Source organism: Faunimonas sp. B44, assembly GCF_052655945.1.
In genome coordinates, this window is sequence record NZ_JBQYEX010000006.1 from 103392 (window position 1) to 118253 (window position 14862).

At 68.6% G+C, this 14862-nt stretch carries 14 protein-coding genes; 13 read left to right on the forward strand and 1 reads right to left on the reverse strand.

From position 1 onward, the window contains the following. Positions 1–14: 14 nt before the first annotated feature. Positions 15–1568, reverse strand: coding sequence for an alpha,alpha-trehalose-phosphate synthase (UDP-forming) (locus ACUN0C_RS12905; protein ID WP_445466787.1), 1554 nt, complete (start codon positions 1566–1568; stop codon positions 15–17). A gap of 354 nt (positions 1569–1922) precedes the next feature. On the opposite strand from ACUN0C_RS12905, the gene ACUN0C_RS12910 reads away from it, so the two are divergent. From ACUN0C_RS12910 to ACUN0C_RS12970, 13 genes are all read left to right on the forward strand, one after another. Then, complete coding sequence (locus ACUN0C_RS12910) at positions 1923–2384, forward strand: MarR family winged helix-turn-helix transcriptional regulator (protein ID WP_445466788.1); 462 nt, start codon at positions 1923–1925, stop codon at positions 2382–2384. 326 nt (positions 2385–2710) lie between these two features. After that, positions 2711–3880, forward strand: coding sequence for a hypothetical protein (locus ACUN0C_RS12915; RefSeq protein ID WP_445466789.1), 1170 nt, complete (start codon positions 2711–2713; stop codon positions 3878–3880). Next, entirely contained in the window at positions 3864–4277 is a 414-nt protein-coding gene (locus ACUN0C_RS12920; RefSeq protein ID WP_445466790.1) for a phage holin family protein, read from the forward strand. Before ACUN0C_RS12915 ends, ACUN0C_RS12920 begins: the two co-directional genes overlap by 17 nt. Beyond that, positions 4274–5512: a DUF3618 domain-containing protein gene (locus ACUN0C_RS12925; RefSeq protein WP_445466791.1), complete on the forward strand. Its 1239-nt coding sequence runs from the start codon at positions 4274–4276 to the stop codon at positions 5510–5512. The genes ACUN0C_RS12920 and ACUN0C_RS12925 overlap by 4 nt, the downstream gene beginning before the upstream one ends. A gap of 167 nt (positions 5513–5679) precedes the next feature. Further along, positions 5680–7077 (forward strand): cytochrome ubiquinol oxidase subunit I, encoded by a 1398-nt coding sequence (locus ACUN0C_RS12930; RefSeq protein ID WP_445466792.1) that lies wholly within the window; start codon positions 5680–5682, stop codon positions 7075–7077. 10 nt (positions 7078–7087) lie between these two features. Continuing rightward, positions 7088–8086 carry a cytochrome d ubiquinol oxidase subunit II gene (gene cydB, locus ACUN0C_RS12935; RefSeq protein ID WP_445466793.1) on the forward strand — a complete coding sequence of 333 codons (999 nt, stop codon included), beginning with the start codon at positions 7088–7090 and terminating at the stop codon, positions 8084–8086. A 220-nt stretch (positions 8087–8306) separates the two neighbouring features. Further along, on the forward strand, positions 8307–9440 hold the full coding sequence (locus ACUN0C_RS12940; protein WP_445466794.1) for a TRAP transporter substrate-binding protein: 1134 nt from the start codon (positions 8307–8309) through the stop codon (positions 9438–9440). Positions 9441–9506: 66 nt separating this feature from the next. Continuing rightward, on the forward strand, positions 9507–10166 hold the full coding sequence (locus ACUN0C_RS12945) for a TRAP transporter small permease subunit (protein ID WP_445466795.1): 660 nt from the start codon (positions 9507–9509) through the stop codon (positions 10164–10166). Beyond that, positions 10163–11587: a TRAP transporter large permease gene (locus tag ACUN0C_RS12950; protein WP_445466796.1), complete on the forward strand. Its 1425-nt coding sequence runs from the start codon at positions 10163–10165 to the stop codon at positions 11585–11587. Before ACUN0C_RS12945 ends, ACUN0C_RS12950 begins: the two co-directional genes overlap by 4 nt. Continuing rightward, entirely contained in the window at positions 11577–12971 is a 1395-nt protein-coding gene (locus ACUN0C_RS12955) for an amidase (protein WP_445466797.1), read from the forward strand. Before ACUN0C_RS12950 ends, ACUN0C_RS12955 begins: the two co-directional genes overlap by 11 nt. Continuing rightward, the gene (locus tag ACUN0C_RS12960) at positions 12968–13135 is read left to right on the forward strand and encodes a hypothetical protein (protein ID WP_445466798.1); all 168 of its coding nucleotides are present in this window, start codon (positions 12968–12970) and stop codon (positions 13133–13135) included. Before ACUN0C_RS12955 ends, ACUN0C_RS12960 begins: the two co-directional genes overlap by 4 nt. A 254-nt stretch (positions 13136–13389) precedes the next feature. Beyond that, on the forward strand, positions 13390–13890 hold the full coding sequence (locus ACUN0C_RS12965; RefSeq protein WP_445466799.1) for a hypothetical protein: 501 nt from the start codon (positions 13390–13392) through the stop codon (positions 13888–13890). An 85-nt stretch (positions 13891–13975) separates the two neighbouring features. Continuing rightward, positions 13976–14860, forward strand: coding sequence for a dienelactone hydrolase family protein (locus ACUN0C_RS12970; protein WP_445466800.1), 885 nt, complete (start codon positions 13976–13978; stop codon positions 14858–14860). The last annotated feature ends 2 nt before the right edge of the window (positions 14861–14862 follow it).

Here is a 14862-nt window from a genome sequence, read left to right on the forward strand (position 1 = left end):
GTCTGTCGGCGGTCCTAGAGGGTTGCGGGGTCGGGCTTATCTTCATATCGGATCGTCTCGGAGCGGATGGTGGAGCGGGCGGGGGCAATTGGGTCGCCGCTCAGAGCGGGTCTGGCCGCGGCTGCCGGCAGCCTTCGCGAGGAGCGGAGCGCTGCCAGGAAGCTGTTGCGCCACCAGCCGATGTCCTGCGCGGTGATGCTGTCCCACAGCGCCGCATGCCGGGCCCGCCGCTCGCCGAGCGGCATTTCGAGTGCACGCCTGATCGCATTCGCCACATCCTGGGGGTCGTGCGGGTTGATGATGAGCGCCTCTTCCAGCTGCTCGGCTGCGCCGGCGAACTGTGACAGGACGAGAACGCCGGGATCGTCGGGGTCCTGCGCCGCTACGTACTCCTTCGCGACGAGGTTCATGCCGTCGCGCAGCGGCGTGACGAGTCCGACGCGGCTGCGGCGGAAGAGGCCCGCCAGCACCGCCCGCGGCACCGGGCGGTGGATGTAGCGGACCGGCGACCAGGTGAGGTCGCCGAACCGGCCGTTCACCTGCCCGACGGCGCGCTCCAGATCCTCCCGGATGTTGTCGTAGGCGTCGACGCCTTCGCGGGTCGGCGGCGCGATCTGCACCAGCTGCACCTTGCCGAGATATTGCGGATAGGTCTCGAGCAATGCCTCGACGCTGCGCACCCGCTCCGGCAGACCTTTGGAATAGTCGAGCCGGTCGACGCCGATGATCAGGCTGCGGCTGTCGGTGCCGCGCGCCATCGCGCGCATGTCGGCGGAGCGCGCGTTCTTCTCCGCTTCCGCACGGAACTGCACGGCGTCGATGCCGATCGGGAAGGCCTCGACCGAGATCGTCCGGCCGAAGCCCTTGATCCGGCCGTCGTTCAAGCGCCGGCAGTCGAGATGCTCCTCGCAATAGCGCGCGAAGTTCTCCCGGTCCCGGACCGTCTGGAAGCCCACGAGGTCGTAGGCGAAGAAGGTGCGCATGAACTGCTTGTGGTGCGGCAGCGCCGCGATGATTTCCGGCGGCGGGAACGGGATGTGCAGGAAGAAGCCGATCAGGTTCTCGACCTGCTTCTGCCGGAGATAGGCCGCGAACGGGATGAGATGGTAGTCGTGCACCCACAGGATGTCGTCGTCCTGCAGAAGGGGCCGGAGCTGCGCGGCGAACCGCTTGTTGACGGAGAAATAGCAGGCCTCGAGATGGCCGCTCATCTCGGCGAGATCCAGCCGGTAGTGGAACAGCGGCCAGAGCGACCGGTTGGCGAAGCCGAGATAGTACTCCTCGTGCTCGTCGGGGGTGAGGGCGACGGTGGCGGTGCGGACGTCGCCGTAGTGCGTCACTTCCGGCGCGCGCTGGCGGGCATCCTCGTACTGCTCGCCGCTCCAGCCGAACCACACGCCGCCCGAACTGGCGAGCGCTTCGCCGACCGCGACCGCGAGCCCGCCCGACTGGAGCCCCGAAGAGAGGTCGGCGACACGGTTGGAAACGACGACGAGCCGGCCCCGGCGCTGCTTCTTCTGGGTGTCCGAAGCCGGCCCGTTCGGCGGCTGCTTCATCGGCGCAGACATTGACGCTCCCTCTCGCCCCTAGAGTGGCGTGTCTTTGTTCTCCTCAGGAGCGAACAGATTCAGGGCCGCCTCAGTTCCACGCGCTCTTGCGTCGGCTCAACGATTCTCCGCCGCCTGGCGAGGAGAACGGATCCGCGAGCGGCCATGGTCGGTTCGCGGTGGCACGGCGCCACCATAGCGCCAATGGCCCGGCGGCATAACCCCGGCCGACCGCTTCTTCGTGCGGCATGAGGGTCCGCCGCGGCGTCTCCCGCGCCGCGGCCTCGTCCGCCGGTCCGAAACGGAACCCCGCGGCTTATCGGCCGTTAGCCATCCCACGGAAAGCAGCAAATCGCTGAAGCCAAGGTCCCGCGAATGACCGCAAGGATCACATTCGAACTGCTGCAGGCTGCCCGAGCGTACAGGGTGAGATCGGCGAAGCTGTTGTCTCGCGTCGGGCTCTACCCGGGCCAGGACAATCTGCTCAAACTGCTCGACGAGCGGGGCTCCCTGACCATGGGAGAGGCCGCTTCCGCCCTGTCTATACAACCTCCGACGGTGACGAAGATGGTCAACCGTCTCTCCGCCTCCGGGCTGATCAAGACCGACGGCGCCAGCACGGATCGCCGGAAGACCTTCATCACGCTGACGGACGAGGCGAAGGAGAAGGTGCGCGAGATCGAACGCATCTGGTCGCGGCTGGAGGAGGAGGCGCTCGCGGAGGTCGAGCTCCGCGGGGATCTGACCGAGCAGCTGATGATCATCACGCGCAACCTGTCCCGCCCGAACGGACGGGCTCTGCAGGACGCGCACATCGAGCATTCGGACGCTGCCTGAGTCCTGCCGGCCGGCGCGTGCTCTCGTGTCTGTCGTGTGCCCGCGCCCAATGCTTCAAACACAGCTAAAGTTTAGCGGACCAGGTTCCGACACGTCCGGCCGTTGACCCGGATTATTTTGCGGGTCCCGGCGTTTAGCCGGAACCAGATCAGCCTCGGTGTTGTTCACAATCCGGTTCCCGACGAGAGACGTTTCCGTCGGATACACGAGGGTCCAGGGAGACAGGTTTTGCACGCGATCATCTATTTGGTCGGCCTCGTGGTCGTCATCCTCTTTATCTTGCAGCTTCTTGGCGCTCGCTGAGAACAGAAATCCGGGAGTGAGACATGGCTAGCAATATGGGTGGGCCTGGCGCCTCCGGGTCGAAGCCCGGAAGCGCGGGCACGCAGGGATCCGGCGCGGGCGGCGCGCACGGGGCCGGTGGAAAGAGCGAGTTCGAGCGCGACGCCGATGCCGTCCGCAGCCAGATCCGGCGCGAAGGCGAGGTCCTCAGCGACAGGCTGCGCCACGGCAAGGAAGCCATCGCGGAAGAGGCGGCCTCCTTCGCGTCCTCGGCCAAGGAGCGCGCTTTCGGCGCCGCCGAGGAGCACAAGAACGCCGCGGCCGGAACGCTCGATACCTTCGCCACGGCGATCCGCCGGGCGAGCGACGAGCTGAGCAAGGCCGACCAGACGATGGCGTCGCGGCTCGTCCGCGAAGCGGCGTCGAGCGTCGAGGGCCTCTCCCGTTCGCTATCGGACCGGAGCATCGACGGCATGATCGGGTCGCTGCGCGATTTCGGCCGCCGCAATCCGGCTGCCTTCATCGGCGGAGCGGTGCTCGCCGGCGTCGCGATCGGCCGTTTCGCAGTCGCGTCGAGCGAGCGTCGCCGTCGGGAGCAGCGCCACGAGTTCGACTACGGCACCGCCGGAGGCCGGATGGCCGGAACCCCGCAGCCCCGGCACTACAGCGAGGGCGCGGCCTATGCGGGCGCCACCAGCTCGGGCCATTCGCAGCCTTCGGGCAGCAGCTCCGGCGGTGCGGGCTCGTCCTCGCACGTCGGAAGCCTGCAGCCCGCGCGGTCCGGACTGGGTCCCGCGATGGGCGCCGGCTCCTCCATGCCATCCGGAACCTCGGGGTCGCCGCTCTCCGGCGGCGCCGGTCGGAGCGGCGGAACCGGTGAAGGCACCTCGTCCTTCGGCTCCTCGTCGTCCTCTGCCGGCAGCGTGCCGAGCGGATCTCGGACCACGGGCGTGAATGACGGGTTGTCCGGCTCGAGCAGCGCCGGCGGCGCACACCGCTCCGACAGCCCGGCCGGCGGGTCGCGCTCCGCCGGCGGCTTCAGCCCGCCGTCCGGATCGTCCCCGGCGACCGGCCCGCACAAGGCGGGCGGCGTCGGGTCGGATGTCGCTCGCGAGCCGGGCACCAACGTGACGCCGGACAAGTCCGGTTCGACCGGCAGCAGTTCGACCGCGCCGGGCAAGACCACCGGAGGCTCCAATGACGCATCCCGCTGAGACACGGCCCGGCCTTTCCGACCCGCGCTCGGTCCCGCAGCTCCTGGGCGATCTCGCCCGGGACCTGTCGACCCTGTTCCGGAAGGAGGGTCAGCTCATCCGAGCCGAGATCTCCGACAAGATCACGCAGGTCCAGGTCGGCGCGGGCTCGCTCGCCGCCGGCGGGATCTGCCTGCTGGCCGCCTTGCTGGTCCTCCTGCAGGCGCTGGTGATCGGCCTGAGCAAGCTCATGGATCCCGGCTGGGCCTCGCTCATCGTCGGCGTCGTCGTGGCAATCATCGGCGTCGTCCTCCTGAAGAAGGGCGCCGATCAGATGAAGGCCGCGAATCTCACGCCCGACCGGACTGCAAATCAGCTTAGCAAGGATGCCGAGCTCGTGAGGGAACAGGTACGATGAACAGGTCAGCCGAAGAGATCGAACGCGAGGTCGAGATGACCCGCGCTCATGTCGAGGACACGGTCGAGGCCCTCAAGGACAAGATGTCCCTCGGCCAGATGGTGGACGAGGCGGCACGCTACTTCCAGAACAGCGGCGGCGGCGAGATGGTGTCCAATCTCGGCACGCAGGTGAAGGCGAATCCGATCCCGCTCATGCTGGTGGGCGTCGGCCTGGCTTGGCTGATGTCGGGGCGCGGGCAGCCGAGCATGGAAGTGCCGCATTGGCGCTTCCGGCACGACGGCGACGACCGTCAGGGCCGGCGCTACGCGAAGAACTACGTCCAGTCGGGCGGCGGCAGCGGCGCCTATCCGAGCGGTGTCGATTACCGCGACTATGCCGAAGCCTTCGCCGACGACGGGGATCACCGCCGTTACGGCAACGGGTCGCGCCGCGGCGCCGGTGGCGGCGTGATGTCCTCCGTGGCCGAGCATGCGTCCTCCGCCGCCTCGGGCGTGACCGGCGGCGTGAAGTCCGGCCTGCGCGCCGGCGGCTCGGCGGCCGGTTCGGCGGCCTCCGCAGTGGGCTCGGCCGCCTCGGCGGTCGGCTCGGCTGCGAGCAGCGTGGGCGAGGCCGTGAGCTCCGCAGCAGAGACGGTGGCGAGCGGGGCCTACCAGGCCGGCAGTGCGGCCGCGTCGGGCGCACGCTACGCCGGTGACGGCGTGGTTTCGGGCGGCCGCTATGTCGGCGACACCGCCTATGAGGCCTATGACTGGACGAGCCGCAACGCCGCCTATTACGGCAGCCGCGCGCGCCGGACCTTCCTCGACGTGCTCGACCAGGAGCCGCTCGTCGTCGGCGCGCTCGGCGTTGCCGTCGGCGCGGCCATCGGCGCTCTCCTGCCGCCGACCGAGGTCGAGGACGAGTATCTCGGCGAGCACCGGGATCACCTGAAGCACGAGGCCGAGGCCATGGCGCGCGAGCAATGGGAGCGCGGCAAGGAAATGGCGGAGGAGGCCTACGTCTCCGCGAAGTCGGAGTTCGGCAAGGACGACGAGTCCGGCCTGACGCTGGCCGAGAAGGCGGAGCGTGCCGCGCGCGCCGCCGCGGAGAAGGTCATGCCGTCCGACTCCCCGACCTCCGATTCGAGCGGCGGCTCGGGGCCGGGCTCCTCGGCCGGCTCGAGCGCTGCTTCCGGTTCCGGTGCGAACCCGTCCGGAAGCGCCGGCGGCTTCGGCAGCACCAGCCGGACCTGACCGGACCAATCCAGACAGGAGGGCGCGCTTGCGGGCGCACCCTTTTGCACGTCCGGGTCACGGATGGCGGAGCGTACTGCCGCAACCTCGCGGCCGGCGGGGTTGGCAGGCGGCGGTGAGGCGTCCATCATGCCCGCGCGGTGCGCCTTCACGCGGGAGCGACGGGGATGTTCGACGGCTTCGACGCTGTGGTTCTCGCCCGCATCCAGTTCGCCTTCACGATGGCCTTCCACATCCTGTTCCCCGCCCTCAGCATCGGGCTCGGGAGCTACCTCGCGGTGCTGGAGGGCCTCTGGCTCGTCACGGGGCGGGAGGCCTACATGCGCCTCTTCCGCTACTGGGTCAGGATCTTCGCCGTGGCCTTCGGCATGGGCGTCGTCTCGGGCATCGTGATGAGCTACCAGTTCGGGACGAACTGGAGCGCCTTTTCCGACCGCGCCGGTCCTGTGATCGGGCCGCTCATGGGCTACGAGGTTCTGACCGCCTTCTTCATGGAGGCGGGCTTCCTCGGCATCATGCTGTTCGGGATCGGGCGCGTGCCGAAGCTCGTCCATTTCGCCGCCACGCTGCTGGTCGCCGCAGGCGCGCTGATCTCCGCCTTCTGGATCCTGGTCGTGAACAGCTGGATGCAGACGCCGCAGGGGCACGCCATCAACGAGTTCGGCCAGTTCGTGCCCGAGGACTGGCTCGCGATCATCTTCAACCCCTCGATGCCCTACCGCCTCGTGCACATGGTGATCGCCACCTATCTCGCGACCGCGTTCGTGGTCGCGGCGGTGGCGGCCTTCCACCTTCTGCGCGGCCGCGCGAGCCCGGAGGTCCGCACGATGTTCTCGATGGCGATGTGGATGGCGGCGCTCGTGGCGCCGATCCAGATCGTCGCCGGCGACCTGCACGGGCTGAATACGCTCGAGCACCAGCCGGCGAAGGTGGCGGCGATGGAGGGTCATTTCGAGGCCGAGGTGACGGGCGCGCCGCTCTATCTGTTCGGCTGGCCCGATGCCGAGGCGGAGACGACCCGCTATGCGCTCGCCGTGCCGAAGCTCGGCAGCCTGATCCTCACCCACGAGCTCGACGGCAGGCTCAACGGGCTGAAGCACTGGCCGAAGGAGGACTGGCCGAACCTTCCTTACGTGTTCTGGGGGTTCCGCGTGATGGTCGGCATCGGTTTCCTGATGCTGGCGACGGGCCTCGTCAGCCTTTACCTGCGCTGGCAGCACACGCTCTTCGCGGCCCCGCGCTTCCACCGCTGGTGCCTGGTCATGGGGCCGAGCGGGCTCGTCGCGATCATCGCCGGCTGGATCACCACCGAGGTCGGCCGGCAGCCCTTCACGGTCTACGGGCTGCTGCGGACGGTCGATTCCGTGTCGCCGATCGCCGCGCCGGCGGTCGGCGCCTCGCTCCTCGCCTTCGTCGCGGTCTACTTCGTCGTGTTCGGCGCGGGCATCTGGTACCTCCTCCGCCTGTTCTCCACGCCGCCGGAGATCGCTGTGGAGGAGGAGATCAGGGGCCCCGAGCGCGCCGCGGGCATCACGCCCGTCCAGGCCACCCACGGCGTCGACTGAGGCGGCCGCGATGGATCTCGCCCTCGTCTGGGTCTTCATCCTCGCCTTCGCGGTCTACGCCTATGTCGTGCTCGACGGCTTCGATCTCGGCGTCGGCATCCTGTCGCCCTTCGTCGCCACCAGCGAGGAGCGCGAGCGGATGATAGGATCGATCGCGCCAGTGTGGGACGGCAACGAGACCTGGCTGGTGCTCGGCGGCGGCGGGCTGATGGCGGCCTTCCCGCTCGCCTACGCGATCCTGATGCCGGCCGTCTACGCGCCGCTCATCGCGATGCTCCTCGCGCTCATCTTCCGCGGCGTCGCCTTCGAGTTCCGCCACCGCGACCCGCGGCACCGGCCGGTCTGGACCGCCGGCTTCGTTCTCGGCTCCTACGTCGCGGCCTTCATGCAGGGGATCGTGCTCGGGACCATCCTGCAGGGCGTCGAGACCGCCGGCCGGAGCTATGCCGGCGGCTGGTGGGACTGGCTCTCGCCGTTCAGCGTGACGACCGGGCTCGCCCTCGTCGCCGGCTATGCGCTGCTCGGGGCCTGCTGGCTCCTGCTCAAGACGAGCGGCGAGTTGCAGGAGCGCATGTTCCGCTTCGCCCGCCCGCTGACGCTCGTCGTGGTCGCCTTCGTCGGCGTGGTGAGCCTGTGGACGCCGCTGATGAGCCCCTTCGTCGCGGAGCGGTGGTTCGCCTGGCCGAACCTCGCGCTGCTCGCCCCGGTCCCGCTGCTCGTGATCGGCATTGCGGTGGCGCTCCTCGCCGCGCTCGGCAAGCGCCAGGAGCGGCCGCCCTTCCTGCTCGCGCTGGCGCTCTTCTTCCTCTCGCTGCTCGGCCTCGGGATCAGCTTCTACCCCTTCATCGTGCCGGGCGCCGTCACGATCTGGCAGGCGGCGGCGCCGGACGCCTCGCTCGGCTTCCTGCTGGTCGGGACGGCGATCCTGATCCCGATCATCCTCGTCTACACCGCCTATTCCTATTGGGTCTTCCGCGGCAAGGTCGAGGACCAGCACTTCTATCACTGAGCCGGATCGGCACGGGCAGGGCGACTGCTACGAAAGGCGAATGGTGCCGCGCCGCGCCAAGCCGCTATCGCGGATTGCTCATTTGAGTTGAAGTCGTCGCTCTTGCCAAACCGCCTGTTCTAGGCGATCCCTTGCTTTCAAGGCTCAGGTTTTCGGACCGGGCATGAACAGGCCGGTCCAACGGCCGGTCGGGGGCAGTCAAATCCTGAGGGAGGAAACCGTGAAGTCAGACACCGCACAGAGTGTATCCCGCCGCAAGTTCCTGAAGGGCGGCGCGCTCGCCGCCGGCGCCGCCGCGGGCACGCTCGCCGCTCCGGCCGTCGTCACCGCGCAGTCGCCGATCGTGCTGAAGATGCAGAGCTCCTGGCCCGCGTCGGACGTCTTCCAGGAGATGGCGCAGCAATATTGCGACCGCGTCGCCAAGATGTCGGGCGACCGGCTGCGCATCGACCTCTTGCCGGCCGGCGCCGTCGTCGGCGCCTTCCAGGTGCAGGACGCCTGCCATGACGGCATCATCGACTGCGCCCACACGGTGGCGGTGTACTGGTACGGCAAGCACAAGGCGGCCTCCTTCTTCGGCACCGGACCGGTGTTCGGCGGCAGCGCGGCGCACATGCTGGCCTGGTACTATGCTGGCGGCGGCGCGGATCTCTACCGCGAGCTGACGCAGGACGTGCTCGGGCTCAACATCGTGGGCTTCTTCGGCTTCCCGATGCCGGCCCAGCCGCTCGGCTGGTTCAAGAACGAGGTCAAGTCCGCCCAGGACATGAACGGCCTCAAGTACCGCACCGTCGGGCTGGCCGCCGATCTCATGCAGAGCATGGGCCTGAGCGTCACCCAGCTTCCCGGCGGCGAGATCGTGCCGGCGATGGAGCGCGGTGTGATCGACGCCTTCGAGTTCAACAACCCGACCTCCGACATGCGCTTCGGCGCGCAGGACGTGGCCAAAAACTACATGCTGTCCTCGTACCACCAGGCGAGCGAGAGCTTCGAGTTCATCTTCAACCGCGACCGCTTCGAGAGCCTCGATCCCGACCTCCAGGCGATCCTCCAGTACGCCGTCGAGGCCGCGAGCACGTCGAACTACGTGCTCGCCATGGACCAGTACTCCTCGGACCTGCAGAAGCTGCAGGAGGGCGGCGTGAACGTCGTCCGCACGCCGACTTCCGTGCTCGAGGCCCAGCTCACCGCCTGGGACAAGCTGATCGAGCAGCTCGGCCAGGATTCGATCAACCAGAAGATCATGGACAGCCAGAAGGAGTGGACCGAGCGCGTGGTCTTCTTCGACCTCATGAACGCGCCGGACTACAAGCTGGCCTACAACCACTACTTCCCCGGCAAGATCACGTTCTGATCCGCGGGACCGATTGCGGACCGGGCGCTCGCGCCCGGTCCTGGCAGTGGCTGCGCCGAGGCTTGGATGCTCACGTACATCAATTTTGCAGACAAGCTGTCCGCCTGGGTGGGCAAGGCGTTCGCCTGGTGCATCATGATCATGACGCTGGGCGTGAGCTACGAGGTCTTCGTCCGCTACGTGCTGAACCGGCCGACGGTGTGGGCCTTCGACCTCACCTACATCCTCTACGGCACGCTGTTCATGATGGCCGGCGCCTACACGCTTTCGCGCGACGGCCATGTGCGCGCCGACGTCGTCTACCGGCTCTGGCGCCCGCGCGTGCAGGCGACCGTGGAGCTCGTCCTCTATTTCCTCTTCTTCTTCCCCGGCGTGATCGCCTTCATGGTGGCGGGCTGGAAGTATGCCTCGCGGTCGTGGCGCTATCTCGAAGTCAGCAGCATGAGCCCGGTCGGGATACCGATCTTCCAGTTCAAGTCGGTGATCGTCGTCGCCGGCGCTCTGCTCTTCCTGCAGGGTATCGCGCAGGTCTTCCGGTGCGTGATCTGCATCAGGAGCGGCGAGTGGCCGCCCCATGCGCAGGACGTGCAGGAGCTCGAGAAGCTCCTGCTGGAGAAGGGCATGCGTGAGCGCCTCGGCCATGGCGGCGAGGCGATCGACGTCGAAATTCCCGACATCCTTCCCGACGATCCTGTCGCGGATCCGCGCCGGAGGCCTGCCCGATGACAGATCCTCAGGTCGCGATCATGATGCTGGGGATCTTCATCTTCATCATCATGCTCGGCTTTCCGATCGCCTTCACGCTGATGGCGCTCGGGGTGGGCTTCGGCTACTACGCCTATTACGACGCCGCGATCGCCAACCGCATCTACATGCGCCTGCTCGGCGACAGCGAGCCCGGCAGCCTCGGGGACTGGTTCGCCTGGATCGGCGCGCTCCTCAACAACCGCGTCTTCGACCTCCTGGTGAACCAGACCTATTCGGTCATGGCGAACGATGTGCTGACCGCGGTGCCGCTCTTCCTGTTCATGGGCTACGTGGTCGAGCGCGCGAACATCGTCAGCCGGCTGTTCAGCACGCTGCAGCTCGCCTCCCGCCGGGTGCCCGGCTCGCTCGCCGTGGCCGCGCTCGTCACCTGCGCGCTCTTCGCCACCGCGACCGGCATCGTCGGCGCGGTCGTCACGCTCATGGGCCTCCTCGCCTTCCCGGCCATGCTGAGGGCCCGCTACGACACGAGCTTCGCCGCAGGCGTGATCTGCGCCGGCGGCACGCTCGGCATCCTGATCCCGCCGTCCATCATGCTGATCGTCTACGCCGCCACCTCCGGCGTCTCGATCGTCCGCCTCTATGCCGGTGCCCTGATCCCGGGCTTCATGCTCGCCGGGCTCTATCTGGTCTACGTCGTGTTCCGTGCCTGGCGGAACCCGAAGCTCGCTCCGCCCATCTCGGAGGAGGAGACGGCCGGGATCTCGGGCGGGCAGATCTTCATGATGCTGCTGACCTCGTTCTTCCCGCTCGCGCTGCTCATCCTGTCGGTGCTCGGCGCGATCCTGTTCGGGCTGGCGACGCCTTCGGAAGCCGCCGCCATCGGCGCGCTCGGCGGCCTCATCCTCGCCGCCGCGTATCGCGCGCTCACCTGGCAGCGGCTGCAGGAATCGGTCTATCTGACGGTCCGCACCTCGGCCATGGTCTGCTGGCTCTTCGTCGGCTCGTGGACCTTCGCGTCCGTGTTCTCCTATCTCGGCGGCGAGCACCTCATCAAGGAATTCGTCACCGGCATGGACATCACGCCGCTGCAGTTCCTGATCATCGCGCAGCTCATCATCTTCCTGCTCGGCTGGCCGCTCGAATGGTCGGAGATCATCATCATCTTCGTGCCGATCTTCCTGCCGCTGGTCGCCCATTTCGGCATCGACCCGCTCTTCTTCGGCATCCTGATCGCGCTCAACCTGCAGACCTCGTTCCTGTCCCCGCCGATGGCGATGTCGGCCTACTACCTCAAGGGGATAGCTCCACCGCACGTGCAGCTCGTGCAGATCTTCAAGGGCTGCATGCCCTATCTCGGCCTCGTGATCTTCTCGATGGTGATCCTCTACGTGTTCCCCGCCACGGTCTATTGGCTGCCGTCGCTTGTCTATGGCCGCTGACCGCAGAAGGCCGGCCGCGAAGGCCGCCCTCGCCGACCTCGACGCTTCGGAAGCGCGCGCCCGCATCGGGCGCGGCGAGATCCGCGCCGTCGAGCTGGTCGAGGCCTGTCTCGAGCGGATCGGCGAGCGCGAGCCGGCGGTGTGCGCCTTCGCGCATCTCGACCGCGATCACGCGCTGAAGCAGGCGGAGTTCCTCGACCGCTACCGCGCCACCGGGCAGCCGCTCGGCGCGCTCCACGGCGTGCCGGTCGGGATCAAGGACATCATCGACACCGCCGACATGCCGACGGAGAACGGCACCGTGCTCGATTCCGGTCGCCGGCCTCAGGAGGACGCGACCGTCGTCGCGAGGCTTCGCGCGGCCGGCGCGGTGATCCTCGGCAAGACGGTCACGACCGAGCTCGCCGTCTACTCGCCCGGCCCGACGCGCAATCCCCACGATCCGGAGCGGACGCCCGGCGGCTCGTCGTCCGGCTCGGCGGCGGCGGTGGCCGCGCGCATGGTCCCGCTCGCCGTCGGGACGCAGACCAACGGGTCCGTCATCCGCCCCGCCGCGTTCTGCGGCGTCGTCGGCTTCAAGCCGAGCCGCGGGATGATCTCGCGCGCCGGCGCCCTCGTCCAGTCGCCGATCCTCGACGCCGTCGGCGTGTTCGCGCGCTCCGTCGCCGATGCAGCGCTGATCTGCGACGCGGTGGCCGGCCACGACCCGCGCGACCGCGCGACGAGGCTCGCTGCCCCGCCGGCCCTCTCGCAGTTCGCAGCGAGCCGGCCGCCGGTGCGGCCGTCGCTCGCCTTCGTGAAGGGCCCGGTCTGGAATCAGGCGGAGCCCGGGACGGCGGACGCATTCGCGGAGCTCTGCGCCGAACTCGGCGACGACATCGTGGAGATCGACCTCGCGGCGCCCTTTGCGGAGGCGCACCGGCTGCACGGCGCGCTCATGCTCGCCGACATCGCCCGCAACTACGCCCGCTACACCGAGCGCGGATGGGAGCGGATCAGCGAGCGCCTGCGCGGCATGATCGAGGAAGGCCGCACCGTGCTGGCCACCGACTACGCCGAGGCGATCGACCGGATCGAACTCCTGAACGCGCTGCTCGAGCAGGTGTTTGACCGCTTCGACGCGATCGTCACCCCCGCGGCGCCGGGAGAAGCGCCGCAGGGGCTGCAATCGACGGGCAGCCCCGCATTCTGTACGATCTGGACCTATTGCGGGGTGCCCGCGGTCACCCTGCCGCTTCTCGCAGGGCCGGACGGAATGCCGATGGGCGTCCAGCTCGTCGGCCGCCGCGGCCATGACGGGCGCTTGCTGCGCACCGCGAACTGGCTCGTCGAGCGGCTCTCGCAGGAGGCCGGTGAGGGGGTCGCAATGGGAGCTTCGTCATGATGGACCGGATCTTCGCATTGGTCGGCATCCTCGGCCTGTGCGCGTTCCTCGGCGTCCTGGTCTGGAAGGTGCCGCTGCTGCCGCTCGTGGTCGTCTGCGCGATCGGCGTTCTCATGGCCGCCTTCGATTTCTACAACACCCTCTTCAGGCGCAGGTCCGGCTGAGGCGGCGCGGCGGAGCCGCGGCCAGTTTAGAACTAATCTAGAACATAATTGTTGACTTGAGCTCGAGCTCGGGGACACTTCGCGACCGCGGCGGCCTCCGGCCGTCGCCCCTTTGATGTCAGGGCCTTGAACCCTTTCCTTGGAGGCATCCGATGGTGTGTTGCGAGCCTGCGGCGCGGCCGCGGAGAATCCTGTCGACCCGGAGGACCGGGCGGGTTCCCCTTGGGTCCCGCTGGCCGGGAGCCGTCTGACCGATGGCGGGTTCGCAGTTCTCCGAGCGCCCCGTCGCGCTGTTCGACCGGGTGCCGGAACGGCTCGTGCTGATGGGCTTCCGAGGCTGGATGGCCGGCTATTGCTCGGGCGACCTGCGCCATTGGGAGGAGGTCTGGAACCTCCATGCCGGTTCGCTCGGCGTGCCGGCCGCGCGCGCCCTCGTGGAGCGGCTGGCGACCTTCGTCAGCATGGTGCGCGACCATGCGCAATGCCCGGTCCGCTGCTTCCCCGGCGCCTGTCCGCAGATCTGCCGCGACGAGTGCTTCGTGCTCGCCATGCTCTCCGCCAGCCAGAATGCGGATGTTGACTGCCTGGCCTACGCGATGCGGCAGCTGATCGATCCGGATGGCCACGAGGCCGCGATCCATCCGGTCGTCGCCTATGCCGAGGCGATGGCGGAGCAGAACCTGAAGCTCATGCGGGTGCCGCGCACGGTGGTGCAGGACATCGCCGAACGGCCGCGGCGCTCCTGCCTTCACTGATCCGTGTCGGCGGCGTGATTTGCGGAGGGCGTGGCAGGCCGCCATCCTCGCCGGCACCAAGCCATGCAAGCCGGGAGGAAAAGCGGTGAACGACAAGCCGAAGATCTCGCAGGAGATGATCCGCCTCTACGACGAATACACGCACCTGACCCTCGACCGCCGCGGCTTCATCGAGAAGCTGGCGGCGGTCGCCGGCGGCTCCGCGGCCGCCTATGCCATCGTGCCGCTGCTCGAGGCGAACCAGGCGCGCGCCGCAATCGTCCCGGACGACGATGCCCGAGTCGCGGCCGAGACGATCACCTGGCCCGGCGCCGACGGCGTCACCATGAGCGGCTATCTGGTCGCCCCGGCGGACGCGCAGGGCGATCTTCCCGCCGTCGTCGTCATCCACGAGAATCGCGGCCTCAACGGGCACATCAGGGACGTCGCGCGCCGCCTCGCGCTGGAAGGCTTCCTCGCGCTCGCCCCCGACTTCCTTGCGCCGGCCGGCGGCACGCCCGAGGACGAGGACAGGGCGCGCGAGATGATCTCCGCCCTCGATCAGCCGCAGACCGTCGCCAATTCGGTCGCGACCGTCGGGTTCCTCGCGAGCCACGACCGCTCGAACGGCCGGGTCGGCGCGGTCGGCTTCTGCTGGGGCGGGGCGATGGTCAACCAGACCGCCATCCATTCCGACGCGCTCGACGCCGGCGTCGCCTATTACGGCCGCACGCCCGATCCATCGGAGGCGGGGCGGATCAAGGCGCGCATGCTGCTCCACTATGCCGGCCTCGACGAGCGCATCAATGCCGGCATTCCCGAATACGAGGAGGCGCTGAAGGCGGCGGGCGTGGAGCACGAGATCCACGTCTACGAAGGCGCGAACCACGCCTTCAACAACGACACCTCCGCCGCGCGCTACGATCAGGCCGCCGCGGACCTCGCCTGGTCCCGCACCGTCGCCTTCCTGAAGGGCGCGCTGTCGGCCTGAGC

Bases quoted from the DNA above. Each gene is read 5' to 3' on its own strand.
- ACUN0C_RS12905 (WP_445466787.1), bottom strand. From the start codon at position 1,568: ATGTCTGCGCCGATGAAGCAGCCGCCGAACGGGCCGGCTTCGGACACC.
- ACUN0C_RS12910 (WP_445466788.1), top strand. From the start codon at position 1,923: ATGACCGCAAGGATCACATTCGAACTGCTGCAGGCTGCCCGAGCGTAC.
- ACUN0C_RS12915 (WP_445466789.1), top strand. From the start codon at position 2,711: ATGGCTAGCAATATGGGTGGGCCTGGCGCCTCCGGGTCGAAGCCCGGA.
- ACUN0C_RS12920 (WP_445466790.1), top strand. From the start codon at position 3,864: ATGACGCATCCCGCTGAGACACGGCCCGGCCTTTCCGACCCGCGCTCG.
- ACUN0C_RS12925 (WP_445466791.1), top strand. From the start codon at position 4,274: ATGAACAGGTCAGCCGAAGAGATCGAACGCGAGGTCGAGATGACCCGC.
- ACUN0C_RS12930 (WP_445466792.1), top strand. From the start codon at position 5,680: ATGTTCGACGGCTTCGACGCTGTGGTTCTCGCCCGCATCCAGTTCGCC.
- cydB (WP_445466793.1), top strand. From the start codon at position 7,088: ATGGATCTCGCCCTCGTCTGGGTCTTCATCCTCGCCTTCGCGGTCTAC.
- ACUN0C_RS12945 (WP_445466795.1), top strand. From the start codon at position 9,507: ATGCTCACGTACATCAATTTTGCAGACAAGCTGTCCGCCTGGGTGGGC.
- ACUN0C_RS12950 (WP_445466796.1), top strand. From the start codon at position 10,163: ATGACAGATCCTCAGGTCGCGATCATGATGCTGGGGATCTTCATCTTC.
- ACUN0C_RS12955 (WP_445466797.1), top strand. From the start codon at position 11,577: ATGGCCGCTGACCGCAGAAGGCCGGCCGCGAAGGCCGCCCTCGCCGAC.
- ACUN0C_RS12960 (WP_445466798.1), top strand. From the start codon at position 12,968: ATGATGGACCGGATCTTCGCATTGGTCGGCATCCTCGGCCTGTGCGCG.
- ACUN0C_RS12965 (WP_445466799.1), top strand. From the start codon at position 13,390: ATGGCGGGTTCGCAGTTCTCCGAGCGCCCCGTCGCGCTGTTCGACCGG.